At 72.4% G+C, this 23,941-nt stretch carries 24 protein-coding genes; 11 read left to right on the top strand and 13 right to left on the bottom strand.

Features of this window, described 5'->3' with window-relative positions:
* Positions 1–261 precede the first annotated feature (261 nt).
* Complete coding sequence (locus JS756_RS23715) at positions 262–777, top strand: hypothetical protein (RefSeq protein WP_205385207.1); 516 nt, start codon at positions 262–264, stop codon at positions 775–777.
* Positions 778–787: 10 nt separating this feature from the next.
* Here the strand turns inward: JS756_RS23715 and JS756_RS23710 are convergent, their stop codons facing one another.
* The 7 genes from JS756_RS23710 to JS756_RS23680 all read right to left on the bottom strand — a co-directional run bounded on the left by JS756_RS23710 (position 788) and on the right by JS756_RS23680 (position 7,170).
* Positions 788–1,270, bottom strand: coding sequence for a tetratricopeptide repeat protein (locus JS756_RS23710; protein WP_205385206.1), 483 nt, complete (start codon positions 1,268–1,270; stop codon positions 788–790).
* A gap of 180 nt (positions 1,271–1,450) precedes the next feature.
* Positions 1,451–2,134: a uracil-DNA glycosylase gene (gene ung / locus JS756_RS23705; protein ID WP_205385205.1), complete on the bottom strand. Its 684-nt coding sequence runs from the start codon at positions 2,132–2,134 to the stop codon at positions 1,451–1,453.
* 79 nt (positions 2,135–2,213) lie between these two features.
* The gene (locus JS756_RS23700; RefSeq protein WP_205385204.1) at positions 2,214–3,803 is read right to left on the bottom strand and encodes an ABC transporter substrate-binding protein; all 1,590 of its coding nucleotides are present in this window, start codon (positions 3,801–3,803) and stop codon (positions 2,214–2,216) included.
* Between the two features lie 327 nt (positions 3,804–4,130).
* Positions 4,131–4,895 carry an SDR family oxidoreductase gene (locus tag JS756_RS23695; RefSeq protein ID WP_205385203.1) on the bottom strand — a complete coding sequence of 255 codons (765 nt, stop codon included), beginning with the start codon at positions 4,893–4,895 and terminating at the stop codon, positions 4,131–4,133.
* A gap of 12 nt (positions 4,896–4,907) precedes the next feature.
* Positions 4,908–5,669 (bottom strand): 3-oxoacyl-ACP reductase FabG, encoded by a 762-nt coding sequence (fabG, locus tag JS756_RS23690; protein ID WP_205385202.1) that lies wholly within the window; start codon positions 5,667–5,669, stop codon positions 4,908–4,910.
* 290 nt (positions 5,670–5,959) lie between these two features.
* A complete protein-coding gene (locus JS756_RS23685; protein WP_205385232.1) occupies positions 5,960–6,376 on the bottom strand; it encodes a DUF3037 domain-containing protein in 417 nt (138 codons plus the stop codon).
* A 29-nt stretch (positions 6,377–6,405) separates the two neighbouring features.
* Entirely contained in the window at positions 6,406–7,170 is a 765-nt protein-coding gene (locus JS756_RS23680; protein WP_205385201.1) for a HipA family kinase, read from the bottom strand.
* A 93-nt stretch (positions 7,171–7,263) separates the two neighbouring features.
* Here JS756_RS23680 and JS756_RS23675 point away from each other — a divergent pair, with 93 nt between their 5' ends.
* Positions 7,264–7,698, top strand: a complete 435-nt coding sequence (locus JS756_RS23675) for a Rieske (2Fe-2S) protein (RefSeq protein WP_205385200.1) — start codon at positions 7,264–7,266, stop codon at positions 7,696–7,698.
* A gap of 385 nt (positions 7,699–8,083) precedes the next feature.
* The gene (locus JS756_RS23670) at positions 8,084–8,551 is read left to right on the top strand and encodes a pyridoxamine 5'-phosphate oxidase family protein (RefSeq protein WP_205385199.1); all 468 of its coding nucleotides are present in this window, start codon (positions 8,084–8,086) and stop codon (positions 8,549–8,551) included.
* On the opposite strand, the gene JS756_RS23665 is transcribed toward JS756_RS23670, so the two are convergent.
* On the bottom strand, positions 8,538–9,461 hold the full coding sequence (locus JS756_RS23665) for a LysR family transcriptional regulator (protein WP_205385198.1): 924 nt from the start codon (positions 9,459–9,461) through the stop codon (positions 8,538–8,540). The genes JS756_RS23670 and JS756_RS23665 overlap by 14 nt on opposite strands.
* Positions 9,462–9,536: 75 nt before the next feature.
* Here JS756_RS23665 and JS756_RS23660 point away from each other — a divergent pair, with 75 nt between their 5' ends.
* A complete protein-coding gene (locus tag JS756_RS23660) occupies positions 9,537–10,553 on the top strand; it encodes a DMT family transporter (protein WP_205385197.1) in 1,017 nt (338 codons plus the stop codon).
* A gap of 324 nt (positions 10,554–10,877) precedes the next feature.
* On the opposite strand, the gene JS756_RS23655 is transcribed toward JS756_RS23660, so the two are convergent.
* Positions 10,878–12,209, bottom strand: a complete 1,332-nt coding sequence (locus tag JS756_RS23655; RefSeq protein WP_205385196.1) for an aminotransferase class I/II-fold pyridoxal phosphate-dependent enzyme — start codon at positions 12,207–12,209, stop codon at positions 10,878–10,880.
* Between the two features lie 47 nt (positions 12,210–12,256).
* Here JS756_RS23655 and JS756_RS23650 point away from each other — a divergent pair, with 47 nt between their 5' ends.
* Positions 12,257–12,937, top strand: a complete 681-nt coding sequence (locus tag JS756_RS23650; RefSeq protein WP_205385195.1) for a pyridoxamine 5'-phosphate oxidase family protein — start codon at positions 12,257–12,259, stop codon at positions 12,935–12,937.
* A complete protein-coding gene (locus JS756_RS23645; RefSeq protein ID WP_205385194.1) occupies positions 12,937–13,569 on the top strand; it encodes an FMN-binding negative transcriptional regulator in 633 nt (210 codons plus the stop codon). Before JS756_RS23650 ends, JS756_RS23645 begins: the two co-directional genes overlap by 1 nt.
* 335 nt (positions 13,570–13,904) lie before the next feature.
* Here the strand turns inward: JS756_RS23645 and JS756_RS23640 are convergent, their stop codons facing one another.
* From JS756_RS23640 to JS756_RS23625, 4 genes are all read right to left on the bottom strand, one after another.
* Complete coding sequence (locus JS756_RS23640) at positions 13,905–14,885, bottom strand: DMT family transporter (RefSeq protein ID WP_205385193.1); 981 nt, start codon at positions 14,883–14,885, stop codon at positions 13,905–13,907.
* Between the two features lie 190 nt (positions 14,886–15,075).
* On the bottom strand, positions 15,076–16,077 hold the full coding sequence (locus tag JS756_RS23635; protein ID WP_205385192.1) for an EamA family transporter: 1,002 nt from the start codon (positions 16,075–16,077) through the stop codon (positions 15,076–15,078).
* A gap of 380 nt (positions 16,078–16,457) precedes the next feature.
* Positions 16,458–17,009, bottom strand: coding sequence for a Clp protease N-terminal domain-containing protein (locus JS756_RS23630; protein ID WP_205385191.1), 552 nt, complete (start codon positions 17,007–17,009; stop codon positions 16,458–16,460).
* A gap of 517 nt (positions 17,010–17,526) precedes the next feature.
* A complete protein-coding gene (locus JS756_RS23625) occupies positions 17,527–18,150 on the bottom strand; it encodes a PadR family transcriptional regulator (RefSeq protein ID WP_205385190.1) in 624 nt (207 codons plus the stop codon).
* Between the two features lie 308 nt (positions 18,151–18,458).
* On the opposite strand from JS756_RS23625, the gene JS756_RS23620 reads away from it, so the two are divergent.
* The 5 genes from JS756_RS23620 to JS756_RS23600 are packed head-to-tail and all read left to right on the top strand — an operon-like array spanning position 18,459 to position 23,561.
* Positions 18,459–19,205, top strand: coding sequence for a TnsA-like heteromeric transposase endonuclease subunit (locus tag JS756_RS23620; RefSeq protein ID WP_205385189.1), 747 nt, complete (start codon positions 18,459–18,461; stop codon positions 19,203–19,205).
* A complete protein-coding gene (locus JS756_RS23615) occupies positions 19,205–21,253 on the top strand; it encodes a TnsB C-terminal domain-containing protein (RefSeq protein WP_205385188.1) in 2,049 nt (682 codons plus the stop codon). Before JS756_RS23620 ends, JS756_RS23615 begins: the two co-directional genes overlap by 1 nt.
* The gene (locus tag JS756_RS23610) at positions 21,253–22,308 is read left to right on the top strand and encodes a TniB family NTP-binding protein (RefSeq protein ID WP_205385187.1); all 1,056 of its coding nucleotides are present in this window, start codon (positions 21,253–21,255) and stop codon (positions 22,306–22,308) included. Before JS756_RS23615 ends, JS756_RS23610 begins: the two co-directional genes overlap by 1 nt.
* Entirely contained in the window at positions 22,305–23,147 is an 843-nt protein-coding gene (locus JS756_RS23605) for a TniQ family protein (protein WP_205385186.1), read from the top strand. The genes JS756_RS23610 and JS756_RS23605 overlap by 4 nt, the downstream gene beginning before the upstream one ends.
* A gap of 12 nt (positions 23,148–23,159) precedes the next feature.
* A complete protein-coding gene (locus JS756_RS23600; RefSeq protein WP_073224367.1) occupies positions 23,160–23,561 on the top strand; it encodes an SMI1/KNR4 family protein in 402 nt (133 codons plus the stop codon).
* The last annotated feature ends 380 nt before the right edge of the window (positions 23,562–23,941 follow it).

The raw sequence follows: 23,941 nt of genomic DNA, 5'->3' as shown, positions 1-23,941 counted from the left end.
ACGACCTCGCCGAGGGCAGGGGCCGGCGCGCCGGAGAGCGGGGTACGGCCTGTCCCCTGTCCGCACCCGCGTGATCGAGGAGTACGCCCGGCGCCGGGGCCGACGCCGGCCTGAGCGGCGAGCGCCTCGACGGGGTCACGGGAGCGTGACGTCAGCCGTGACCGGGCCGGACCCTCCGTAGGGGTGCGGAGATCACCCGTGCGGGGCATCCTGCGCCTGTCCATCGTCCGACCCGGCTCCCGACGCAGCAGAGTTGCGCGGGTGCATCGAACGACGACCACCGCAACGCTCCTGGTCACCGTGGCAGTCTCGGCTCTCGGCGGCTGTGTGACGGTCCAGCGCCCGCCCGCGTCCGGACCGCAGGCGCCGACGTCGGGGACGTCCGCGCCGTCGCTGCCGTCCGCGCCGCGGCCGGACGGGTCGGCCCAGCCGCAGATCGTGCAGGCTCCGGCCCGCGAGGCCCTCGAACTGGTCGGGCCGTCCCGGCCGGCCGAGCCCGGTACCGCCGAATCGCCGCAGCACCGCGCGGCCGGCCCCGACGCGGCCGACGGGGAGCAGCCGACACGGCACGCGCCGCCGCGGCCCCGCCCCGCGCAACAGCACCCCGGGAAGCCGGAATCGCACCGGCCCCCGCAGGTCGGCCTCCCCGACGTCTCCGAGTCCGTGCGCGGGACCGTCCACGAGAACACCGACGTCTGCGCGCTCGGCAAACACTACGGCGGCTGGCGTGCCGACAGCCCGGAGGCCGCGGCGTGCGATCGGGCGTACGGCCGGTGAGCTCCCGGCGTCAGTCGCGGTGCTCCCCCAGCCGCAGCTCCATCCGCCGGATCGCCGCCCGGACCCCGTCGCCGTACCCGTCGTCGGCGAGGGAACCGGCCGCCCCACGAGCCCGGTGGAGATGGGCGCGGGCGGCGTCGGGGCGGCCGAGCCGGACGTAGTCGGCGGCCAGGTTCAGATGCAGCGAGGGGTAGAGGGCCCGCGCCGCGGGCGCGCCCTCGTGAGGGGCGGGCCAGTCGTCGGTGAGTTCGGCGGCGGCGGTCAACGCCCTGAGATCCCAGGCGAGTTCGTCCTCAGGGTCGTCCTGCGTGTCGGCGAGGTAGTGGGCCAGGGTGCAGCGGTGCAGCGGGTCGCCGTCCGCGCCGAGCTCCACCCACAGGTCGAGGAAGCGGCGCCGGGCCTCCTCCCGGTCGCCTCCGTGGTGCAGTATCACGACCTGCCCGATCCGGGTCAGCACCGCGTCCGGCGCCTCCTCCTCCCGTCGCTCGGCCACCGCGTCCTCCGTGCCTCTCGTCCGCCGTCCTGCCGGCTGCCGGTGCCGTGTCCAAAGGCAGCGCCGGCTCTCGGCGGACCGCTTCCGGTCACAGCACTGCCCCGACGCTAGTGGCAGGGAGGGACGATCGGGCTCAGGCGGCACCGGGCCGCCCCCGTGGGGAACCGGCCCGGCGGCACGTCAGCCCAGGTTCGGGACGGTCCAGTCGATCGGGGGGTGACCCTGGCGGGCGACCGCCTCGTTGATCTGGGTGAAGGGGTGGGAGCCGAAGAACTTCTTCGCCGACAGCGGCGAGGGGTGCGCGCCCTTGACCACCACGTGGCGGGTCTCGTCGATCAGCGGGAGCTTCTTCTGGGCGTAGTTGCCCCACAGGACGAAGACGGCCGGGTCGGGGCGGTCCGCCACCGCGCGGATCACCGCGTCGGTGAACTTCTCCCACCCCTTGCCCTTGTGCGAGTTGGCCTCGCCGCCGCGGACCGTGAGCACGGCGTTGAGCAGCAGCACGCCCTGCCGCGCCCACGGCATCAGATAGCCGTTGTCCGGGACGGGCGTGCCCAGCTCCTGGTGCATCTCCTTGTAGATGTTGCGCAGCGACGGCGGGATCTTGACGCCGGGGCGGACCGAGAAGCACAGCCCGTGGCCCTGACCCTCGCCGTGGTAAGGGTCCTGGCCGAGGACGAGCACCTTCACCCGGTCGTACGGCGTCGCCTCCAGCGCGGCGAAGACCTCCTCGCGCGGCGGGTGGACGGGACCCTTCGCCCGCTCCTCCTCGACGAACTCCATCAGCTCCTTGAAGTAGGGCTGCTGCAGTTCGTCGCCCAGGACCCCGCGCCAGGACTCGGGCAGCATGGCGGTGTCGGTCACGTCAACGTCCTTCTGTCGTGCGGTCGCTTCAGGTCTCAGAACCTACAGGCGACCACTGACATCGGGGTCCCGGACGGCCCTACCAACTGGTCTTGCGGGACAGCTCCCACATCATCATGATCATCGACGGGTCCAGTGCGCGCTCGCCCCCGGAGATGTCCTCGCTGGCGGCGGTGTACTGCTTGCCCTGCCACAGCGGCAGCAGCCGGGCGTCGTCGACCAGGATCTGCTGGGCGCGCTTGAAGTCCTTGACGACGTTGGCGCGGTCGCTCTCCCGGCGCGAGCGGGGCAGCAGCACACCGGTGATCTCGGGCTGGGGGTACGGCGTACCCAGGGCGTTGTCGTTGCCGACGAACGGAGCGATGAAGTTCTCCGCGTCCGGGAAGTCCGGGAACCAGCCGCGGCCGAAGACCGCGTACTCGCCCTTCTGGTAGCCCTCCACGTACGTCTTCCAGGGCCTGCTCTTGAGTGTGATGGTGAACAGGCCGGAGTCCTCCAGCTGCCGCTTGAGCTCCTTGAACTCGACGGCGGTCTCGGAGCCGTAGCGGTCGGTGGTGTACCAGAGGGTGAGCGGCACCCGCTCCGTGATCCCCGCGTCCCTCAGCGTGGCGCGGGCCTTCTCGGGGTCGGGGTCGCCGTAGTCGTCGAAGAAGCCGGTGGTGTGGCTGGTGAGGCCCTTGGGCACCATGCTGTACAGCGGGTCCACGGTGTCCTTGTAGACCTTGTGCGCGATGGCCGCCCGGTCGACGACCTGGGCGACGGCCTGCCGCACGGCCGTCTTGCGGGCCCACTTGTCCTTGGGGTTGAACACCAGGTAGTTGATGTCGGTGCCCGCGCTCTCGATGAGCTGGAGCCCGTCGCTCGGATCCTTCTTCTGGAGCTCGACGATGTCGTCGGCGCCGAGACCGAGGTAGATCATGTCGATGTCCTTGGCGCGCAGCGCCTTGGCCATCTTGGCCGACTCCTGGAAGTAGCGGATGGTCACCGCGTCGTTCTTGCGCTCGGCGCGGCCCTTGTACCGGTCGTTCTTCACGAGGACGGACTGCTTGCCCTCGGTGTAGGCCTTCAGGACGTACGGTCCGGAGCCGGTGACGTGCCCGTCCTTGCGCAGGGCGTCGGCGGGGTAGTCGTCGGGGTCGACGATCGACATGGCCGGCGTGGCGAGCACGAACGGGAAGGTGGCGTCGGCCTGGTTGAGGTGGAACACCACCTCGCGGTCGCTGCTCACCTCCACGGAGTCCAGACTGCCCAGGAGACCCGTGGGACCGGCCGGAACGTTGATCTTCTTGATCCGGTCGATGGAGTACTTGACGGCCTTCGCGTCCAGCGCGTCACCGTCGGAGAACGTCATGCCGGCCCGCAGTGTGCACCGGTAGGTGCGGTTGGAGTCGTCGGTGAAACCGCACTCCTCGGCGGCGTCCGGCTGGGGCGTGGTCGCGCCGCTCGGGTACGCCAGCAGCGTTTGGTAGATGTTGCGGAAGAGCTCCCAGGATCCGTCCCACGAGGCGGCGGGATCGAGCGTGCTGGGGGAGCTGGTCGTTCCCACGACGATCGGGCCGGCATCGGCCGGATCACCATCCGACAGGAGACCGCATCCGGCCACCAGGGAGGATATGGAAGCGATCGCCGCCAATTGCCGCAGGCATCGGTTCCGGTTGAACACGCGCACGCTCCTCGATCTGCCATGCCAAGGGTCGGCAGACCATACCGCAGTGTCCGGGCTGGTGGCTCCGCTTCTCACGTCACGGTTGACACACTGTTTATGACGACGTTGTCAAAGGGGGGTCAGCCGTACTTTCGGGGCACGCCGGGTGGACACGGGCGCCGCTTTCGTACAGAAGCGGCGCCCGTTCGGGCCCGTCCGGGTGGCCGGGTCCGGGTGGGCGTCCGGCGTCAGGGGCCGGGTCCGCCCGGACCGGCGTCAGGGGGCCGGGTCCGGGCGGGCACCGGTGCCGGGCGGCCGATGCCGACCGCCGCCCGGTGTCGGACAGCCGGGTCAGGCCACGCCGGCGTTGAGATAGATGCCGCCGTCGACGACGAGGGTCTGGCCGGTGATCCAGGCGGACTGCTCCGAGGTGAGGAACGCCGCGGCACCGCCGATGTCGGAGGGCACGCCGAGCCGCTTCAGCGGGTAGGCGGCCGCGGCCTCCTCCTCGCGGCCCTCGTACAGGGCCTGCGCGAACTTGGTCTTCACGACGGCCGGGGCGATGGCGTTGACCCGGACCCCGGGCGCGAACTCGTGCGCCAGCTGCACCGTCAGGTTGATCATCGCCGCCTTGCTCACCCCGTAGGCGCCGATGAACGGGGACGGCGAGAGGCCCGCGACGGAGGCGATGTTGACGATCGTGCCGCCGTTGTCCTTCTGCCAGGCGTGCCAGGTGCGCTGGGCGAAGCCGAGCGCGGAGACGACGTTGGTCTCGAAGACCTTGCGCGCGACGTTCAGGTCGAGGTCGGCGATCGGGCCGAACACCGGGTTGGTCCCGGCGTTGTTGACGAGGTGGTCGACGCGGCCGAAGGCCTCCATGGTGCGCTCGACGGCGACGGCCTGGTGGGCCTCGTCGTGGGCCTTGCCGGCGACGCCGATGACGCGGTCGGCGCCGAGCGTCTCGACCGCCTCCTTGAGCGCCTCCTCGTTGCGGCCGGTGATGCAGACGCGGTCGCCGCGGGCGACGAGGGCCTCGGCCACGCCGTAGCCGATGCCGCGGCTGGCGCCGGTGACGAGGGCGACCTTGCCGGAGAGTTCGGGGAGTTGCGAAGTCATGTGCGTGTCCTCTTAGTCGAGCGGTCCGCCGGCGACGTACAGCACCTGGCCGGAGACGAAGCCGGCCGCCTCGCCCGTGAAGAAGGCGACGGCGTTGGCGATGTCCTCGGGCTCACCGACGCGCTGGACCGGGATCTGGGTGGCGGCTGCCGCCTTGAAGTCCTCGAAGCCCATGCCGACACGGTCGGCGGTGGCCTTGGTCATCTCGGTGGCGATGAAGCCGGGGGCGACCGCGTTGGCGGTGATGCCGAACTTGCCGAGCTCCTTGGCGAGGGTCTTGGTGAAGCCCTGCAGGCCGGCCTTGGCGGCGGAGTAGTTGGCCTGGCCGCGGTTGCCGAGCGCGGAGGACGAGGAGAGGTTGACGATCCGGCCGAAGCCGGCGTCGACCATGTGCTTCTGGCAGGCCTTGCTCATCAGGAAGGAGCCACGCAGGTGCACGTTCATGACGGTGTCCCAGTCGGAGACGCTCATCTTGAACAGGAGGTTGTCGCGGAGCACGCCCGCGTTGTTGACCAGGATCGTCGGGCCTCCGAGTTCCTCGGCGACGCGGGCGATCGCCGCCTCGACCTGGGCCTCGTCGGAGACGTCGGCGCCGATGGCGACGGCCCGGCCCCCGGCAGCGGTGATCTTCTCGACGGTGTCCTTGCAGGCGCCCTCGCCGAGGTCGATCACCGCGACCGCGTGGCCCTCGGCGGCCAGTCGGACGGCGGTGGCGGCGCCGATGCCGCGCGCCGCACCGGTGACTACGGCAACCCGCTGCTCAGTGGTGGACATGGCTGGTGTTCTCCTCGCCCTTGAGAAAGTGCGCCCGTTCTAGTGAGCGACCGCTTAGTACCTTCAGCAGACGTGACGCTAGAAGCCCTGGCACGCGGTGTCAACGGCACACAGACCGGTTGTGATCCATTACCCGTGCCGCGGCCCGGCCGCCACCCGTTCGGCCCCCTGTTTCCGCGCTCCGGGGACCGATCCGACCGTGCCCGCGGCGGGGCCTTCCACGCCGGTGACGGGAGGGAGGCCGCCAGGGGTCACCGCCGCGCCCGCCTTCCGCTCCCCGCAGCGGGGCGTCAGCGCACCAGCAGCTCCAGCAGGCGCGCGCTCTCGGCCTCCGGGTCGACCGTCAGGCCTGTGTGCACGGAGCCCGGCTGGACCATCGCCGAGCGGGGCGCGACCAGCCAGCGGAAGCGGCGGCCGGCGTCGTCCTCGGACGCCTGGCCCGCGCCGGGACCGCCGGCGCACACCTCCTGCACGGCGTGCAGCGCCGCCCGGACCCCCGCCACGTCCGCCTGCGGGTCGAGGGCCAGCAGCCTGGCCTCGTCGAGATGGGTGCGGGCTCCGACGTAGGACTTCGCTCGGCAGTAGACCAGCACGCCCGCGTTGATGCATTCGCCGCGCTCGACCCGCGGTACCACCCGCAGCAGCGCGTACTCGTACACGTCCCGGTCGCCGCCCTGGCCGGCGCGGGTGATGTGGCGCTCGGTCATCGCGCCCGCCACATTGATGCGGTGCTCGCTCACCGGTCCCCCTCGATTCCGTGGATGCGCTCATGGATGTCCGCGGCCCGGGCGAGCAGGGGCCGCGCATAGGCCCGGCGGAGGTCGTCCGGCGCGTCGAAGCCGGGCTCGCCGGTCAGCCACACGTCGGGGATCTCGGCGGTGACCTCGGCGAGCAGTTCCTCGGTGACGAGCGGCGCCAGCTCGGCCGCGGCGGCCGACACGTCCGGCGCGAACGGCTTCAGGGCGTGGTCGGAGGCGTCGTACGGGCGGGCGGCCGAGGACTCGGCGCCGCGCCAGCTGTGCTGCCAGACCATGGTGGCGCCGTGGTCGATCAGCCACAGCTCGCCGCGGTGCATCAGCAGGTTCGGATTGCGCCAGGACCGGTCGACGTTGCCGACGAGCGCGTCGAACCAGACGATCCGCCCCGCCTCCTCGGGGCCGATCGGAAAGGCGAGCGGGTCGTAGCCGAGGGCGCCGGAGAGGAAGTCCATGCCGAGGTTGAGTCCTCCGCTGGCCTTCAGCAGTTCCTGGACCTGCTCGTCGGGCTCGCCGAGCCCCAGCACCGGGTCCAGGCCGATCACCACCAGTCGCGGCACGCGCAGGCCGAGGCGGCGGGCGAGCTCTCCGCCGACGACCTCGGCGACGAGGGTCTTGCGGCCCTGCCCCGCGCCGGCGAACTTCATGACGTACGTCCCGAAGTCGTCGGCCTCGACGAGCCCCGGCAGCGAACCCCCCTCACGCAGGGGCGTGATGTAGCGGGTCGCGGTGACTTCCTTCAGCATCGCCCCAGGTTACGTCCGGGGCTGAACGACGCGGGGACGCGGCCCGTACCAGAAGGCAGCAGATCATCGGCAGCCCCGGGAAGGGACCTCAGCATGACCAGCGAACCGCTCCAGACCACCTCGGCCCCGAGCCGGCGCACCGTCGTGGCGGCGGCCGGTGCGGTCGGCGCCGCCGTCGCGCTGACCGCGTGCGGGGCCCAGGACGGCGGGTCGAAGGCCTCGTCGAAGGCGGGCGCCGCCGGCACCGTGCTCGCGAAGACCTCGGACATCCCCGAGGGCGGGGGAAAGATCTTCAAGGACCAGGGCGTCGTGGTGACCCAGCCGGCGGCGGGCACCTTCAAGGCGTTCTCGGCCACGTGCACCCATCAGGGCTGCGCCGTGACGGGCGTCGGCAACGGGGCCATCACCTGCCCGTGCCACGGCAGCGAGTTCTCCGTCGCCGACGGCAGTGTGAAGAAGGGCCCGGCGACCAAGCCGCTGCCCGCCGAGCAGATCACGGTGAGCGGGGGCTCGATCACCCTGGCGTGAGGGGCGCGGCACAGCGTCGGCCCGGGGCGAGACGTTCGGCCACCTCACCGGTCACCGGCTCCGCCCGGGAGCGCCGACCACGTCCCGCTCCTCCCCCGGCGGCCGGGGGTGTCACCGGCCGGCAAGGTCGCGGGCCGTCCGCGGCGGACGGCCGACCGGGGGCGGGCGGTGCGGAGTCGCAGCGGGGGCCTGGACCGGAGAGCAGGCCGAGGGCGTCGAGGCCCGACCGCCACCGCTCCGGGTCGGCGTCGCCGTCGAGCCCGTTTCGGCACGGGGCAGGATGGTCGGGCTGCCCCTCCCTCCTCCCCCGTTGCGCGCCGAAGGAAGACACTCCATCCTTTCCTGACGTGATGTCAGGGACTCTCCGGGCACAAGAGGGGGCTGCATGACCGTCGCTCAGCGCCGGGGCCGGAAGATCATGATGACGCCGGGCGAACTGGACGAGTTCCTCGCCGCCCAGCGCACCTGCCGGGTCGCCACGGTGTCGGCCGACGGGTTTCCGCACGTGAGCGCCCTGTGGTTCCTGTGGGACGGCCGGGCATTGTGGCTGTACTCGGTGGTGCGCAGCCGGCGCTGGACGGAACTGCGGCGCGATCCGCGGGTCGCGATCGTGGTGGACACCGGCGAGGAGTACCACGAGCTGCGCGGCGTGGAGCTGTCCGGCACCGTCGAGGTGGTGGGCGAGGTACCGCGCACCGGTGAGCTGTGCGCCGAACTGGACGCGGTGGAGACACTGTTCGCCCGCAAGAACTTCGGCCTCGACTCCTTGCCGCACGACGGCCGGCACGCCTGGCTGCGACTCGTCCCGGAGAAGGTCGTCTCCTGGGACTTCCGCAAACTCAACTCCGCGTAGCGTCCCCGCCGCCGATCCGCTCGGCCGCGGTCTGCAGCGCCCGGACGGCCGCACGGATCGACGGGCGGCGATCGGCATCGGTGCGCCAGACGACGTACACATGGCGCCGCACGCGCTGCCGGAGCGGCACCGTGACGACGCCGTCGGGCATCGGATGGCGGCCCAGCAGCGGGGCGATGCACACGCCGAGGCCTGACGCGACCAGGTTGAGCTGGGTGTGCGTCTCCGCCGCACGGTGGGCGACGTTGGGCTCCACGCCCTTGGAGCGCAACGTGAACAGCAGCCACTCGTGGCAGAACTCCCCCTGGCCCCACGTGATCCACTCGTCCTCGGCGAACTCGGTGAGGTCCACCTCGTCCCGCCCCGCGAGCGGGTGGTCGACCGGCATGGCCACATCGGCGGGGTCGTCCAGGACGGAGGCCTTGGCCAGACCGTCCGGCAGCGGCATGGGCTTGTTGTACCAGTCGAGGACGACGGCCAGGTCGAGGTCGCCGCGGACGACCCCGGCGATCCCCTGCTCGGGCTCCAGTTCGCAGGAGCGCACCCGCAGTGCCGCGTGCTCGGCGCGCAGCGCGGAGAGGGCGAGGGGGAACAGTCCGCGTGCGGCGGTGGGGAACGCCGAGATCCTGAGCTCCCCCGCGACCTGCCCGCGCTGCGCCTCCAGGTCGGCCTGGGCGAGGGCGGCCTGCGACAGGATGCGGGCGGCGTGGTCGGCGAGCAGCCGGCCGGCGTCCGTCAGGCGCACTCCCCGGCCGTTCTTGGCCAGGAGCTGCTGGCCCACCTCCCGCTCCAGCTTGGACATCTGCTGGGAGACGGCGGACGTCGTGATGTGCAGTGCGTCCGCGGCGCCGCTCACCGAGCCGTGTCGGGCGAGGGCGTCGAGCGTCCGCAGGCGCTCCAGATTCAACATGTAAGCAATGCTACGAGATACAGGGTGCAAAATCTCGATTGTGCTACGAGATCACCGACGGCATGGTTGCCTTCCATGAGCACCGCCCCGCGTCCCGCCCCCGCCGCCCGCGCCGCGGCACCCGACGCCGCGTCCACACCCGCTGCCCCGGCCGTCTCCGCTGCGGCGCCCGGCCCGCCGTCGACGTCCCCCGTCCGGAACCCCTCGTCCTCGCGGCGCCGCCTCGACTGGCGCGTCCGGTTCGCCGTGCTGTCGCTGATCTGGGGCTTCAGCTTCCTCCTCATCAAGGTCGGCACGGAGGCCTTCGCCCCCTTCCAGGTGACCCTGGGCCGACTGGTCTTCGGTACGGCGGTGCTCGCGATCGCACTGGCGGTCAAGCGCGAGCGGCTCCCGCGCGGGGTGCGCACCTGGGCGCACCTGGCGGTGGCCGCGTTCCTGCTCAACGCGCTGCCCTTCTCCCTGTTCGCCTTCGCGGAGCTGTCGATCCCGTCGACTCTGGCCGGCATCTGCAACGCGACGTCTCCCCTGTGGGGCATGGCCCTGTCGCTGGTCGCGCTCTCCGAGGACCGGCCGACCCGGGTCCGGGTGGCCGGCCTCGGCCTGGGCTTCCTCGGCGTCCTGACGGTCCTGGGCGTCTGGCAGGGGTTCTCCGGTGTGGACGCCCGGGGCACGGCGCTCGCGCTGCTGGCCTCGCTCAGCTACCCGGTCGGCTGGATCCACGTCCGCCGCACCCTGGCCGGCAGCGGCCGGTCCCACCTGTCGTTGACCGGTGCGCAGCTGCTGCTGGCCACCCTCCAACTGGCGGTCGTGACACCCCTGTTCACGTCGCTGCCGACCGCCGTCCCGGTGCTGCCGCTCCTCGCGGTGATCGCCCTGGGGGCACTCGGCACCGGAGTGGCGATGCTCGTCCAGTACGGCATCGTCGCCGAGGTCGGTCCGACGACCGCGCAGATGGTCACGTACTTCATCCCGGTCATCGCCACGGCGGCGGGCGTCGCCGTGCTCGGCGAGTCGCTGCGCTGGTCGACACCGGTGGGCGCGGTGATCGTCCTGGCCGGGGCGGCGCTCACGCAACTACGGCCGAAGCCGTGACGGCGACGCGACCGGCAGGGCATCCCCGACCCCGCCGACGGTCCCGCACGCGGCACACCGAAGCCGCCACGGCCCCGCGACCGGCACCCGGCCGTCGCGCCGCCGCCGGCGCCCGGAGCACGGCACCACCGCAACCGGACGCTCCCTCGCCTCAGCGCCCGCAGCCCGATGCCCTGGCCGGGACGGCTGCTCCGCAGCCGGCGGCGAAACGGCTGTCGCCGCACGACCGGCAACCCGCCTCGACCGCCGTGACGGCCTCCACGCGACCACCGCACGCTCCGCCTCCGCCCCGACCGCCGCACAGCCGGCACCGGGCCGCGACCGCTAGACGGTGCTGCGCTCGGCGCCCGGGCCCAGCGCGGCGGCGATCGCCTCCGCCAGCGACTCGGCCTCGGCGGCCGGCAGGGTGGCGACGGTGACCCGGATCCCGGGCGGCGCGCCGATCCGGAAGCGGGCTCCGGGCGCGACCGCCCACCCCGCCTGGAGGAGCCGGGCGACGGCACCGGTCTCGTCGGGGACGGGGATCCACACGTTCATCCCGCTGCGGCCGTGCGCCGCGACCCCGCGCCGGGCCAGCGCGTCGATCAGCGCCTCCCGGCGTCTGCCGTAGGCCCCGGCGACCGCCCCCACGTCCACGGCCTCCTCGGCCCACAGCCGGGCCACGGCCCGCTGGGTGATCCGGCTGACCCAGCCGGGGCCGAGCCGCTGCCGTCCGCGCACCCGGTCGAGGGTGACGTCGTCCCCGGTGAGCACGGCGAGGCGCAGGTCGGGCCCGTAGGCCTTGGCCACCGAGCGGACCATGGCCCAGTTGCGGGTGGTGCCCGCGAGCGGATGGAGAGGGACGTCGACGATGCGGTGACCGTGGTCGTCCTCGACGAGCAGGACGTCCGGGTGGTCGCGCAGCACCGCGCGCAGGGCACGCGCGCGTGCGGCGCTCACGGCGGCGCCGGTCGGGTTCTGCGCCCGGTCGGTGACGACGAGCGCGCGGGCCCCGCCGGCAAGGGCGCGCCGCACGTCCTCGGGCAGCGGCCCCTCGTCGTCGACGCCGACGGCGGCTGTGCGCAGGCCGAGCGCCGGGACGAGGTCGAGCAGGCTCCCCCAGCCGGGATCCTCCACGGCGACGGTGTCCCCCGGCCTGAGGTGTGCGGCGAGGACCCGCTCGATGGCGTCCAGCGAGCCGGAGGTGACGGCCAGGGGCCCGTCCTGCACCCCGTCGGCGTCCAGCTCCGCCCGGGCCCGCCCGGCGAGCTCCGGATCCACGGCCGCGGCTCCGTAGAGAACCGGCTCCCGGTCACCCTGTCCGGCCGCCTCGGCGAACGCGGGGCCCAGCGGTGGCAGGAGAGCCGGGTCCGGGTTGCCGGTGGAGACGTCCCGCACGCCCTCGGCGACCTCCACCGCGATGTACTCGCGGCCCGTCGTCGCCGGCTTGGGACGCACCCGGCTGCCGCGGCGCCCGGCGGTCTCGATGACGCCGCGTTCGCGCAGGGTGCGGTAGGCCGCCGCGACCGTGTTCGGGTTCACCCCCAGGCGGACGGCCAGCTCCCTCATGGGTGGCAGCAGTTCACCGGGTGTCAGCCCACCGTCGGCGACCGCGCGCTCGACGTCGGCGGCGATCTCCGCTGCACGCCGACCTTTGATCGGATATTCTCCTAGCACAAAGCAGATTATGCACTAGTGCAACAGAAGACGCCAGGGAGAGCGCCATGCAGGGGACCCCGAAGACGACGGCACCCGCCACCTACACCCCCACCGACCGCACCGTGCCCACCCGCGCCGCCGATCGCGCCGGGTACGACAGGGAGCTGGTGCACGCGATCCTCGACGAGGCGTACGTCTGCCACCTCGGCTTCGTCCGCGACGGCGCCCCCGTGGTGCTGCCGACGCTCTACGGCCGGGTCGGCGACCGGCTCTACGTCCACGGCTCGACGGGATCGCGCCCGCTGCGGATGACGGGCACGGCCGAGGACGGCCTCCCGGTCTGCCTGACGGTCACGCACGTCGACGCCCTGGTCCTGGCCCGCTCGGCCTTCCACCACTCGATCAACTACCGCTCGGTGGTGGTGCACGGCGTCGCCCACGACGTGACCGACCCCGACGAGAAGCGGCTCGCGCTGGACGCCCTGGTCGACCACGTCGTACCGGGCCGTGCGGAGGACTCCCGGCCGGCCAACCGGAAGGAACTGGCCGCCACCGCCGTGATACGCCTCGACCTCGACGAGGTCTCCGCCAAGCTGCGCACCGGAGGCGCCAACGACGAGCCCGAGGACCTCGCCCTGCCGCACTGGGCCGGCGTCGTCCCGCTGCGCAAGGGCTACGACGACCCCGTCGCCGACCCGCTGCTCCGTCCGGCCACCCCTCTGCCCGGCTACCTGGCGGCCCTGTGATGCTGATCCATCCCTGGGACGCGCCCCTCGACGACGCCGAGTGGCGGGACTGGCTCGCCGTCCGCGACTTCGGCCAACTCGCCGCCAACGGCCCGGCGGGCGAGCCGCCGTTCGTCCAGCCGCTCCACTTCGCCTACGACGCCGACCGCGCCGAGGCCGTCACCCACCTCGCCCGACCCAACCCCCTGTGGGCGGCGCTGGAGGCGGACCCGGTCGTGGTGCTGAGCGTGGTCGACGACTACGTGTACGTCCCCGGCCCATGGCAGGCCCCGTCGGACGGCCCGGCCGAACACGGCACGCCCACCAGTTTCTACGCGGCCGTGCAACTGCGCTGCCGCGCCCACGTCGTGGACGACCCGGCGGACAAGGCCGACCTGCTCAACCGCCAGCTCCGCCACTTCCAGCCGGAGGGCGGCTCGGCGCGGGCGGCGGCGGGCGAGGAGCCGTACGGGCGGAAGCTGTCGGGCATTCGCGGGCTGCGGCTGGAAGTGACCGGCGTACGGGGCAAGTTCAAGTACGGCGGACACCGTCCGGCCGAGACGCAGGACCGGATCGCGGCCGGCCTGGCCGCCCGGGGCGGTCCGAGGGACGCGGCGGCACGGGACCACCTGCTGCGCCGGCGCTCCCCCTGACCGGGGCGCCCGCCGACGTCGACCACGCCTGCCCCGCAGCGCTCGAACGCGCCGTCCGCCCCCGCACCGCGCGGACCCACCGGCCCGCGCCGTGCCCCCGCACGTCCGTCCCGTCCGCACGGGTCCGGCACGCGGGCCCCGGACGCCGTCGGCCGGCGCCGGCGGCACCCGTCCGACCGGTGCTGCCGGGCGGGCCCCTCGGCGGCCGCGGCGGGAGCCGGAGCGGACGTTTCCGGCCGCGTACCGCCCCGCCGCGGGCAGACACTCCCGCCGCGCCCCGCCCGGCCGGTGCGGCACGCGCAGCCGGCGGGCCGGGCTGTGCACGGCTCCCCGTGTCAGGCCGGTACGGTCGCCCGGGCCTCCGCCAACGCCAGCCCGGTCACCGAGCCCAGCAGCAGCAGCGTGCCGAGGCAGGTGGCGGCCGTGAGCCGTTCCCCGAGGACGGCCACGGCGAGTACGGCCGCGGCGACCGGCTCCAGCAGCATGACCACGGACACGGTCGCCGACCGGACCACGGCCGCGCCCGCGAAGTAGAGCGCATAGGCCAGGGCGGTGGGCACGGCGGCGATGTAGGCGAGCAGCACCACGGTGCGCACCGGATCGACCGTGTGCGGCACCAGTCCCTCGGCGAGGGCGAACGGCAGCAGGCACATGCTGCTCACGGCGAACGCCGACACGGTCGTGGCGGAGGCGTCGGCGCCTCCCGCACGCCCCCAGTGACGGGTCAGCAGCGTCATCGCGCTGTACCCGGCGGCGGACGCCAGCGCGAGCAGCACGCCCCAGGGCCGTACGGTCGTCCCCCCGCCGCCGAGGACGAGGACCGCCAGCCCGGCCAGCGCGCCGGCGACGGCGGTGGTCCCGCCCGAGCCGAGCCGCTCCCCCAGGGTGAGCCGGGCGCCGAACGCGATCAGGACGGGACCGGCGCCGAGCGTGACCACGGTGGCCACGGCCAGCCCGGTCGCGGCGACCGCGGCGAAGTACGTCGTCTGGAACACCGCGAGTCCCACGCCGGTGGCCACGGCCCGCCCCACACGGCGGCCGAGCGGCCCCGGCTCGACGGAACCCCGGGTTCCCGGACGCAGCAGCCTCGCGGCGAGCAGCAGGACGAGTCCGGCGGCGCAGCGCCAGAAGGACAGGGCGACGGGGCCCAGGTCACTGGCGCGGTAGACCAGTGACGCGGCGGCGCCCGCAGTGCCCCAGGCGACGCCGGCGACGATCAGACACAACAGGCCTCGCCCGACGGGCAGGCCGGAGACGGCACCGGTAGCAGAACCGGCGACATGACCGGAAGCAGGACCGGAAGCAGGAAGGGACACGTGTTCTCTCCGCAGAAGCTCGGAAGGAGGTAGGACCCCCACCAGCCGGAGCGGCGGCGGGATCCGCGGGCTTCTTCTGCGGGCAGCACCGTTCGGCCCGGCGACCCGCGCCGGGCGTACATCACCGGAGGGCCCGCCTCAGGCGGCCGGCGGCGGCAGAACGAGCGCGTCCGAATGCATGACCGGCACCTTAGGCGGCCGTCCCCCGGGTCGACAATTCCCTTTCGGGGCCGCCGCCGCTCGCCACCGGCTCCGCGGAACTCTTCGCGGGCGCCGAGGACTGGGCGATGAACGCCCCCACGAGGACCACGGCGCCGCCGACGAGTTGCGGCGCGGACAGGTGCTCGCCGAGCAGGACCCAGGCCAGCACGGTCGCGACGACGGCCTCCAGACACGCCACGACGCCCGCGATCTGCGGGGAGAGCCGGCGCACCGACACGACACCGGTCACATAGGCGACGACGGTGGCGATCAGCACGATCCAGCCCAGCAGCAACCAGGCCGCGACGGGGGTGCCGTTCATGAGCGCACCGCCGGCGAGCACCGACCAGTCCATGTCCCAGGGGCGGGCCAGGACGGTCAGCACGGCGGCGCCGACGAGCAGGCCGTAGGCGATGACGCCGAGGGGGTCGGGGGCGTCGTCGCCGGAATCGCCGCCGTGGTCGGAGAGCACGAAGTAGCCGACCTGGCAGCAGGCGGCGCCGAGGGCGAGCAGCAGCCCGAGGGCGTCGAAGCTCAGGCCCGACCACACCTCGACCACGCAGGCCAGTCCGCCGACGGCGAGCACGACGCCGACGGCCGCGGCACGCGTGACAGGCCGCCGCTGCACGAAGCGCACCCAGCCCAGCACCAGCGCGGGCGCGAGGTACTCCACCAGCAGCGCGACGCCGACGGGGATGCGCGAGAGCGCGGCGAAGTAGCAGGCCTGGACCCCCGCCACAGCCAGCAGACCGAACCCGGCGAGCAACGCGGGCCGCCGACGCGGCAGCGCGCGGTGGCGCACGGCCAGCGGCAGCATCACCAGGGCCGCCCCCGCGACGCGCAGCCACACCACGTGCAGCGGGTCGAGCCCCGCCTCGATCAACGGCTTGGCCGCCACGCCGGATCCACCGAAGGCGAGTGCCGACGCGAGCGCGAGGGAGAGACCGAGGCCCTTCCCGCGGTGGCCCTGACTGCTTCCAGACGTATGCACCGGCTCATGATGACAGCCGACGACAGGAGCGTCACCCTTGATGACACCTGTCTCACGGGCTGGACGGTCAAACGGTCCCGCCCGTCGGCAGGGGCGCCCGGCCCGACACCGTCACCGGACGCTTCTCCTCCAGCCCGGGGCCGACGCGGCGCCGGCACCCGGCACCGTGCCGCCGCTTCCCGATCGGCCCGAACCGCCCGGCCCTGCGCTGCGACGGAGCGCCTCCCCGCTCGGCAGCGCTCGCCCGCGCCTGCCCCACCCCGCCTGCCCCACCCCGCCGGCCCTACGACTCGCCCCGGGCCGCGCGACCGCCTCGCGACAGGGGCCGACCTGTCTGCCCGGTCAGGCCCGCGCCAGGACTCGACCTGGGACCGGGGCCCTCAGCGCGGCTCCTCGCCCCCGGCGGCGCGCCCCTCCACGCGACGTCCGATACGGGCGGACACCCGACCGGCCTCGATGCCCGCGGCACCGAGCACCTCGACGGCCCGGGCACCGGGGTCGCTCACCACGGCCGCGAGCAGGTCGGCGCCCCGGGGCGGTCCGCCGCGCCCACGGGCGCGCGCGCAGGCGTGCTCCAGCGCGCCCGCGGCGAGCGGGGAGAAGCCCTCGGCCGACGTCACCACGGGGACCGAGCCGGAGTCCTCGACACTGCCCTGCCAGCGCAGCCCGTAGCCGATGCTGCGCTGCACGAGATAGCCGAGGAGACGGGCGATCTGCGCCGGGCCTCCGACGGCTGCCCGGACGTCCGGGTCCGCCTCCAGCAGGGAGTGCAGCAGATGGGCGGTGTCGACCTGCCGGTCGCCGTCCCTCACGGCCCGGCGCCGCGCACCGGCCACCACCGCCGCGAGTTCGGGGCCCAGCCCGGCGTCCTCGTCGACACGGTGCCGGACGGCCTGGTCACGGGCGGGCTGCCGGGGAGTACGGGGTTGCACAGGAACACCTCATCAGACGCATCGGGACCGCACATCCCCGGAGAGACCCATTTCCACGTCCCACGCCGAGTGCACAGCGGTCCCCTCGTCTCCTCCTTGCGGAGGAGGTCGCCCCCCGCCACGGAGGGCGGCCACCGCCCTGACACGCGCCGCCGGGGAGGCCGGCATGCGCCGCCCGCACGTCCCCCTCGGACCTGGGGAGCAGCTGCCGGCTGATGGCGTCGCCCGCCGTGGACGGCAGACAGTACGCGTACCGGGTGTACGCCTCCGAGGACGTACGGCTCGCCGAACTGTTCCGGCAGGCGTGACACCACCACGACGAGAGCGCCCTCCCCCGGGCGTGCGACGTGTTCGACGCCGCGGAGCTGCGGCAGGTGGTCCGAGCACGGCCCGGCGAGCGCCGTCCGCGGGGCGCGCCCCGGCCGCCCCCGCGGGCCGGGCCCCCGTGGTCCCCGTCGCAGCACGACGAGGGCGCCCCGCGGACGGTTCCGCGGGGCGCCCTGTGACGGGTGGGGGCTCAATCCTCGTCGGCGAGGATCAGGTACAGCTTCTTGCGGGCCTCGCCGATCACGGCCAGGGCCTTCTCACGCTGCTCCTTGCTGCCGGTCTTCCAGACCTGCCCGAAGGCCTCCATCAGCCCGAAGCCGGCCTGGCGGACGTCGTGCAGGGCCTCCCAGTCGATTCCGCGAGAGGCCTCCTCCCAGGGCGCCTCGGGCCCCTCGTCGGCGGCGGTCCGGCCCGCCTCGGTGAGCGAGAACAGCTTCTTGCCGCCCTCGGTCTCACTGACGATCAGGCCCTCGTCCTCCAACAACTGGAGGGTGGGGTACACCGAGCCGGGGCTCGGCTTCCACGCACCGCCGCTGCGCTCGGCGATCTCCTGGATCATCTCGTAGCCGTGCATCGGCCGGTCCTTGAGGAGCGCCAGGATCGACGCCCGTACGTCTCCCCTCCGCGCCCTTCCGCGCGGCCCGCCGCGCCCTCGGGGACCCCAGGGGCCGCCCGGCCCGAAGCCCGGACCGCCGAAGCCGGGACCGCCCGGCCCGAACGGCCCGAAGGCACCGCGCCGCCCCTCGAAGCCGTCCCGGCCGTACTGCCCGGGGCCGCCGTGTCCGCGCTCGTAACCGAATCCATGGGTACGCATCGCAACCACTCCATTCCATCGTTGATCTGTCGCGATGCCTCAACGATATATCGGAACCTATCGACTGACAACCCTCACGGACCGTCGCCGTCCTGTCTCATCGGGCCTTGACCGGTCTCACCGAAGTCCGACGGCCGTCCTGTTCGTCTCTGTCCCGTCGCATCGAACTGTGGCTGGTCGCATTGATCTGTGTGCCGACTTTGCGGGGCAGGGGCCGAGACAGGTTTGAGTGAGACGGTGTCCCGCTTTGGGGTGGCTCTTGTCTCGTTGCATGTGGCTTGTCGCAATCCAGTGGACATCGTCCTGGTGTGGACGATGAGGGGGAGCCGCTGAGCGGTAGGGACAGGGCGGCCGGTTTCGCCGTGGCCTGGCTCCGGGAGGGCGTGGAAGTGCGCTGGCCGCTGGGGAACGTGGTCGAGGTGGCCTTCGAGGAGGTCGTTCCGGTGCGGGAGTTTCCGTCGTACCGGGGGCAGCGGCACTTTCCGGGCTTGTACTGGGCGGCCACGATGCTGCGGCATGTGGGGTTCGAGTCGTGGCTGGAGCGGGATCACGCGATCTCGATGGACTTCGATCCGTGTGTCGCCGGGTTCTCGTCGCAGCCGTTCTGGCTGTTCTGGACGTCGGCGGAGGGGGGACGGCTGTCGCACGCGCCGGACTACTTCGCGCGGCGGGCCGATGGGTCGGCTGTCGTGGTGGACTGCAGGCCGGAGGGTCGGCGCAAGCCGCGGGACCTGGCCAAGTTCGCCGGTACGCAGGCTGCGTGCGAGGCGGTGGGGTGGGACTACCGGCTCGTCGGAGAGATCGATCGGGTGAGGGTGGCGAACCTGCGGTGGCTCGCCGGGTTCCGCCATCCGCGGTTCGGCGGGGCCGGGTTGACGGAGGCGGTGGAGGCCGCCTTCGCGGTTCCCGGCCCTCTGGTGGGCCAAGCCGCTCAGGTCGGAGACCCGATCCGGGTGCTGCCTGTCGTCTTCCATCTGCTGTGGTGCGGGCGCCTGGGGACGGATCTGTCGCGTCCCTTGGGCGATTACTCCTTGGTCTGCCGGGTGGAGGGTTGATGCCGGAGCACGAGCGGCCGCGGGGTGTGCTGCGGGTGGGTGACCGGGTCCGGTTCGATGACCGGGTCCACACGGTGGTGGGCCTGTCGGGCACGACCGTCCGCCTGGTCGACGAGCGCAACACCGCGAGCATGGTGGTGTTCGCTCACCTGATGGCGTCGGACGGGTTCGAGCTGCTGGACTCCACTGCCCCCACGTCGGGACTGCCGCCCTTCGGCCTGTTGGACACGGTTCCCGAAGTGGCTCTGCGTAAGGCCCGGTTCTTCGAGAAGCACCTGATCGAGGCGGAGACCGGGCTCCCGCCGGATGCGCCGAAGGGGACGGTTCCCCGGCCCGAGTACGACCCGCAGTGGCGGACCGTGAACGAACGGCTGGTGGCCAAGGCGGCGGAGCTGACCGCGTTGGGCACCGAGGTGTCGGAACGGACGCTGTTCCGGTTGAGGTCGAAGTGGCGGGACGAGGGGTTGTGGGGGCTGGTGGACCGGCGGGCCACCAGGCTGTCCATGGCACCGGGCACCGGCCGGGTGGACGGGCGACTGGTCGAGGCGGTGCTGGAGGCCCTGGCCGCGCAGGAGGATTTGTCGACGGGGACCCGCACCCGCGTGATTCGGCAGGCCGAGAAGCTGGTCGCCGAGCGGCACGGAGAGGGAACGGTCCCGCTTCCGTCGCGGGCAACGTACTTCCGGCTGCTCAAGTCGATGTCCGAAGGGCGCCACAGCTTCGGGGCGGCCACGACCCGGCGTTCTTTGGCCGGGCGTCCGGAGGCGCCGTTCACCCCGACTCTGGCCGCCCGACCCGGCGAGGTGGTGCAGATCGACACCACCCCGCTGGACGTGCTGGCCGTCCTGGACGACGGTGTGACGGGCCGGGTCGAGTTGACGATCGCGGTGGATGTCGCCTCCCGCACCATCTGCGCGGCGATCCTGCGTCCGGCCGGGACGAAGGCCGTGGACGCCGCGCTGCTGCTGGCACGCATGATGGTGCCGGAACCGATGCGGCCCGGATGGTCGGACGCCCTGCGAATGTCAGCCTCACTGGTCCCGCACGCCCGGTTGATGAGTGTCGATGCCCGACTGGAGCACGCCGCGGCACGTCCGGTGATCGTCCCGGACACGATCACCGTGGACCGGGGCAAGGTCTTCATCTCGGACACGTTCGTCGCGGCCTGCCGTTCACTGGGAATCTCCGTCCAGCCCGCGCGGCCGGCCACGCCGACGGACAAGGGCGTCGTGGAGCGGACGTTCGAGTCCATCAACACCCTGTTCTGCCAGCACGTCGCCGGATACGTCGGCTCCGACACCACCCGGCGCGGCCGCGACGTCCAGGCCGTCTGGACGATCGCGGAACTCGCCGATCTCTTCCATGAATGGGTCGTCGCCCGTTGGCAGACCCGCCCGCATGACTCTCTGCGCAGTCCGTTCCTGCCGGGCAAGGCCCTCTCGCCGAACGAGGTCTACGCCATGCTCGTCTCCCGCACCGGCTACCTGCCGGTCTGTCTCGGCGGTGACGACTACATCGAGCTGCTGCCGGCGGAGTGGCGGAAGATCAACGACTACGGCATCACGCTCGACTACCGCACCTACGACTGCCGGGAGCTGGGCCCTTACCGGCGCCAGCCGTCCGGAGTGGACACCAAGGGCAACCTCTGGGAGGTCCACCACGACCCCTACGACCTCTCCCACGTCTGGGTACGCGACACCCGGGCCGGAGGCTGGATCACCGTTCCCTGGACCCGGCTCGGCACGGTCTCCGCGCCGTTCGCCGACTTCACCTGGCGCCACGCCAGAGCAGTGCTGGCCGCGAAGGGAGCCGACGACACCGACGAGAACGCCATCGCCGCCGTCATCGACGACCTTCTGACCCTCGCCGGAAACGGCCCGGACCGCCGCATCGCCGCCCGCACCAAAGCGGCGACAGCCGTGCCGGCCCTGCCGCAGGCCCGGCACGAACCCGAGCCGGAGACGGACGAGGAGCCGGAAGGCGAAGAAGACATCGCCCAGGTCATCCCCTTCGGCGTGTTCGACGCCTTCACCGACGGAAGCCGCTGATGACGCACTTCTTCGAGCCCGGGGACGTCGACCATCCGCTGACGAGCAAGGAAGGCTGGGCCGCCTTCGTCGCGGAGAGCACCACTCCGCCGGCCGTCCCGCCGCCGGCGGCCCTGCAACGGCTCACCGAAGCAGAACGGACCGCCTACGACCAGGCCAGGGAGGATTACCACGCACAACTCGTCATCGTCTCCACCCCGACGATCCGCCACGTCGCCGCGACCGGCCGCAAACGCATCCTGCTCAACCGGCACCAGCACTCCGCCCGCCGCGGACTGATCGTCTCGGGACCCGCCGGGACCGGGAAGACCACCGCCATCACCCAGCTGGGCAAGAACTTCGAACAGCTCGGGCAACAGCGTGGCGAGGTCCTGCCGGACTCGTTGCCGGTCGTCTACATCACCGTCCCGCCCGCTGCCACCCCGAAGATGCTGGCCATCGAGTTCGCCCGGTTCATCGGCCTGCCGCTGCCGTCCCGCTTCAGCCAGGTCGAGGTCACCAACAAGGTCTGCGACCTGCTCTGCACCCTCGGCTGCCGACTCGTACTCATCGACGAGCTCCACAATCTCGACATCGGTACGCGGGTCGGTGCCGAGGCATCCGACCAGATCAAGTACCTGTCCGAACGCATCCCGGCGACCTTTGTCCTGGCCGGCGTCGACGTCGAGGGCACCGGGCTGTTCGCCGGACGCCGAGGCGGCCAGATCGCCAGCCGCTACACCCTCATCCCCACCAGCCCTTTCCGCCACAAGACCGAGGAACAGCGCAACTCCTGGCGATCACTCGTGGCGACGCTGGAGGAATCCTTGCGGCTGCACGCCCACCGACCGGGCACCTTGCTGAAGCTGAGCGCCTACCTGCACGACCGCACCGGCGGCATGATCGGCAGCCTGTCCCACCTCGTCCGCGAGGCCGCCCTGGACGCCATCCTCGACGGCAGCGAGAAGATCACCAAAGCCTCGCTGGAGCGAGTCGACCTGGACGAGAGCGCGGAACAGCAGAACATCCCCCGCGCCCGCCGGCGACGGACCCGCAGCGAGAAGCGCATCGCGTGACCACCGGGCTGCGGTCCCTGCCGCTCGCGCCACCGCCCGCCCACCACGAGACCATCGGCTCCTACCTGAACCGCCTCGCCGACGCCAACCACCTCACCATCGGCTACCTCTCCTCCCTGATCGGCCCGTCGCGCCAACACCGCCGCGTCGACAACCGAGTCGGCTACTGGACCCCAGACGGGCTCTCCCGGCTCGCCGCGCTGACCGGCCGAAGCACGTCCACCCTGATCCGCGCGATGCCGCCACTCGGCTCGATCGGCGACCCGCTCCGGCACCTTCGCTCCGCCACCGAGGAGGTCGTCGAACCGCGCCGTCGCCCGGCCTGCCGCCTCTGCATGGCCCGCCGACACATCCACGGCCTCGTCGTCCGCAGCACGCCGCACCACGAAGCCGTCTGCCACCGGCATCACCGCTGGCTCCTCGGCGATGAACAGCACGACCTGACACAGCTACCCGAGGTCCTGCGGGCCAACCTCCGGCACCAGCGGATCGTCCGGCGAGGCGTCCATCCCTCCACCACCCTGGCCTACATCGACGCCCGTGACCGCCTGACCAGGTGGTTCAACAGCGAGAGCAGCGGCGAGTCCCTACGACAACGCTGGAACCGGCGACTCGACGTGCTGGGCAAGGACCCGTTCGGTGATCCCCACCGTCCCTCCGAGGCCCGGATCGAGCTGGCCACCTACCCGGAAGCCGTCGCTCTCACCGTCCTGTTCTCCGCACCCTACTGGCGAGACCACCCCCAGTTGCCGGCCGAGGCAGCACGCCGTCTCGGCATCGCCCCGCAGCAACTCCTCCCTGCTGAGACTCTCGTGCGGGCAGGGCCGCTCCGGCCTTGATAGAACGGGCCCATGAGTTCGAACGACGACAAGATCGTGCAGGCCGAGCGCCACTTCGGAGTCCGATTCCCCGCAGACTATCGACACTTCCTGGCCACGGAAGGGAGCATGAGCCAGTTCATTCTTCCTGCGGACGACTTCCTCATGATCAATGCCATCGCGGAGCTCATCGAAGTCAATGAGGCCGGCGAGTTCCAGAAGCGCTTCCCCGGGAGCGTCGTCATCGGCGGAGACGGAAGCCGCGAAATGCTCACCTACGACTTCCGGCAGACACCCCCGCCGCTGGTCCTGCTCGACGTCTCCGCTCAGGACTGGTCATCCGCCATCCACCAGGCGATGTCGCTCTCCGCCCTGTTCAAGCAGTTCCCCGAAACCGGCTGGATCTGGGACGAACCCGAGTCGTCGTCTTCCTGACCGGTCTCAACGGAATTGGTGCTGCCACCTCTCAGCCACGAAGTTGGTCATCGACTTGGTCCGAAACTGCCACCTTCACCGCGAATCACGGGACCAGGAGTCTCACCATCCTGACGGAGTCCAGCTCAGGGCTGCCCTCCCTCGCCATGATCGGTGAGACGAGCACTCGACTCCGTCCACAGCTCTTCCGAGACGACCCGTTCCACCTGCCCTGAGTCTCGACTCAACCTGTCAGCCCGCAGGTCAGCGGCCCTGTCTCTGCAAGATCTAATGAGACGGGACACGTCTCGCCGAGGTCCGGTGACCGGATCAGGCCGCATACCCTCGGCCCCGTGCCCCGCGATGCGACGAGGCCCCGTCGGCTGGTTGCCGACGGGCGC

Source organism: Streptomyces actuosus, assembly GCF_016921115.1.
Classification (GTDB): domain Bacteria; phylum Actinomycetota; class Actinomycetes; order Streptomycetales; family Streptomycetaceae; genus Streptomyces; species Streptomyces actuosus_A.
This window is presented reverse-complemented; position numbering and strand designations above follow the sequence as displayed.

Coding starts and splice junctions, on each gene's coding strand:
- JS756_RS23695 (WP_205385203.1), bottom strand. CDS start 4,895: ATGACTTCGCAACTCCCCGAACTCTCCGGCAAGGTCGCCCTCGTCACC.
- fabG (WP_205385202.1), bottom strand. CDS start 5,669: ATGTCCACCACTGAGCAGCGGGTTGCCGTAGTCACCGGTGCGGCGCGC.
- JS756_RS23685 (WP_205385232.1), bottom strand. CDS start 6,376: ATGACCGAGCGCCACATCACCCGCGCCGGCCAGGGCGGCGACCGGGAC.
- JS756_RS23680 (WP_205385201.1), bottom strand. CDS start 7,170: ATGCTGAAGGAAGTCACCGCGACCCGCTACATCACGCCCCTGCGTGAG.
- JS756_RS23675 (WP_205385200.1), top strand. CDS start 7,264: ATGACCAGCGAACCGCTCCAGACCACCTCGGCCCCGAGCCGGCGCACC.
- JS756_RS23670 (WP_205385199.1), top strand. CDS start 8,084: ATGACCGTCGCTCAGCGCCGGGGCCGGAAGATCATGATGACGCCGGGC.
- JS756_RS23665 (WP_205385198.1), bottom strand. CDS start 9,461: ATGTTGAATCTGGAGCGCCTGCGGACGCTCGACGCCCTCGCCCGACAC.
- JS756_RS23660 (WP_205385197.1), top strand. CDS start 9,537: ATGAGCACCGCCCCGCGTCCCGCCCCCGCCGCCCGCGCCGCGGCACCC.
- JS756_RS23650 (WP_205385195.1), top strand. CDS start 12,257: ATGCAGGGGACCCCGAAGACGACGGCACCCGCCACCTACACCCCCACC.
- JS756_RS23645 (WP_205385194.1), top strand. CDS start 12,937: ATGCTGATCCATCCCTGGGACGCGCCCCTCGACGACGCCGAGTGGCGG.
- JS756_RS23625 (WP_205385190.1), bottom strand. CDS start 18,150: ATGCGTACCCATGGATTCGGTTACGAGCGCGGACACGGCGGCCCCGGG.
- JS756_RS23615 (WP_205385188.1), top strand. CDS start 19,205: ATGCCGGAGCACGAGCGGCCGCGGGGTGTGCTGCGGGTGGGTGACCGG.
- JS756_RS23610 (WP_205385187.1), top strand. CDS start 21,253: ATGACGCACTTCTTCGAGCCCGGGGACGTCGACCATCCGCTGACGAGC.
- JS756_RS23600 (WP_073224367.1), top strand. CDS start 23,160: ATGAGTTCGAACGACGACAAGATCGTGCAGGCCGAGCGCCACTTCGGA.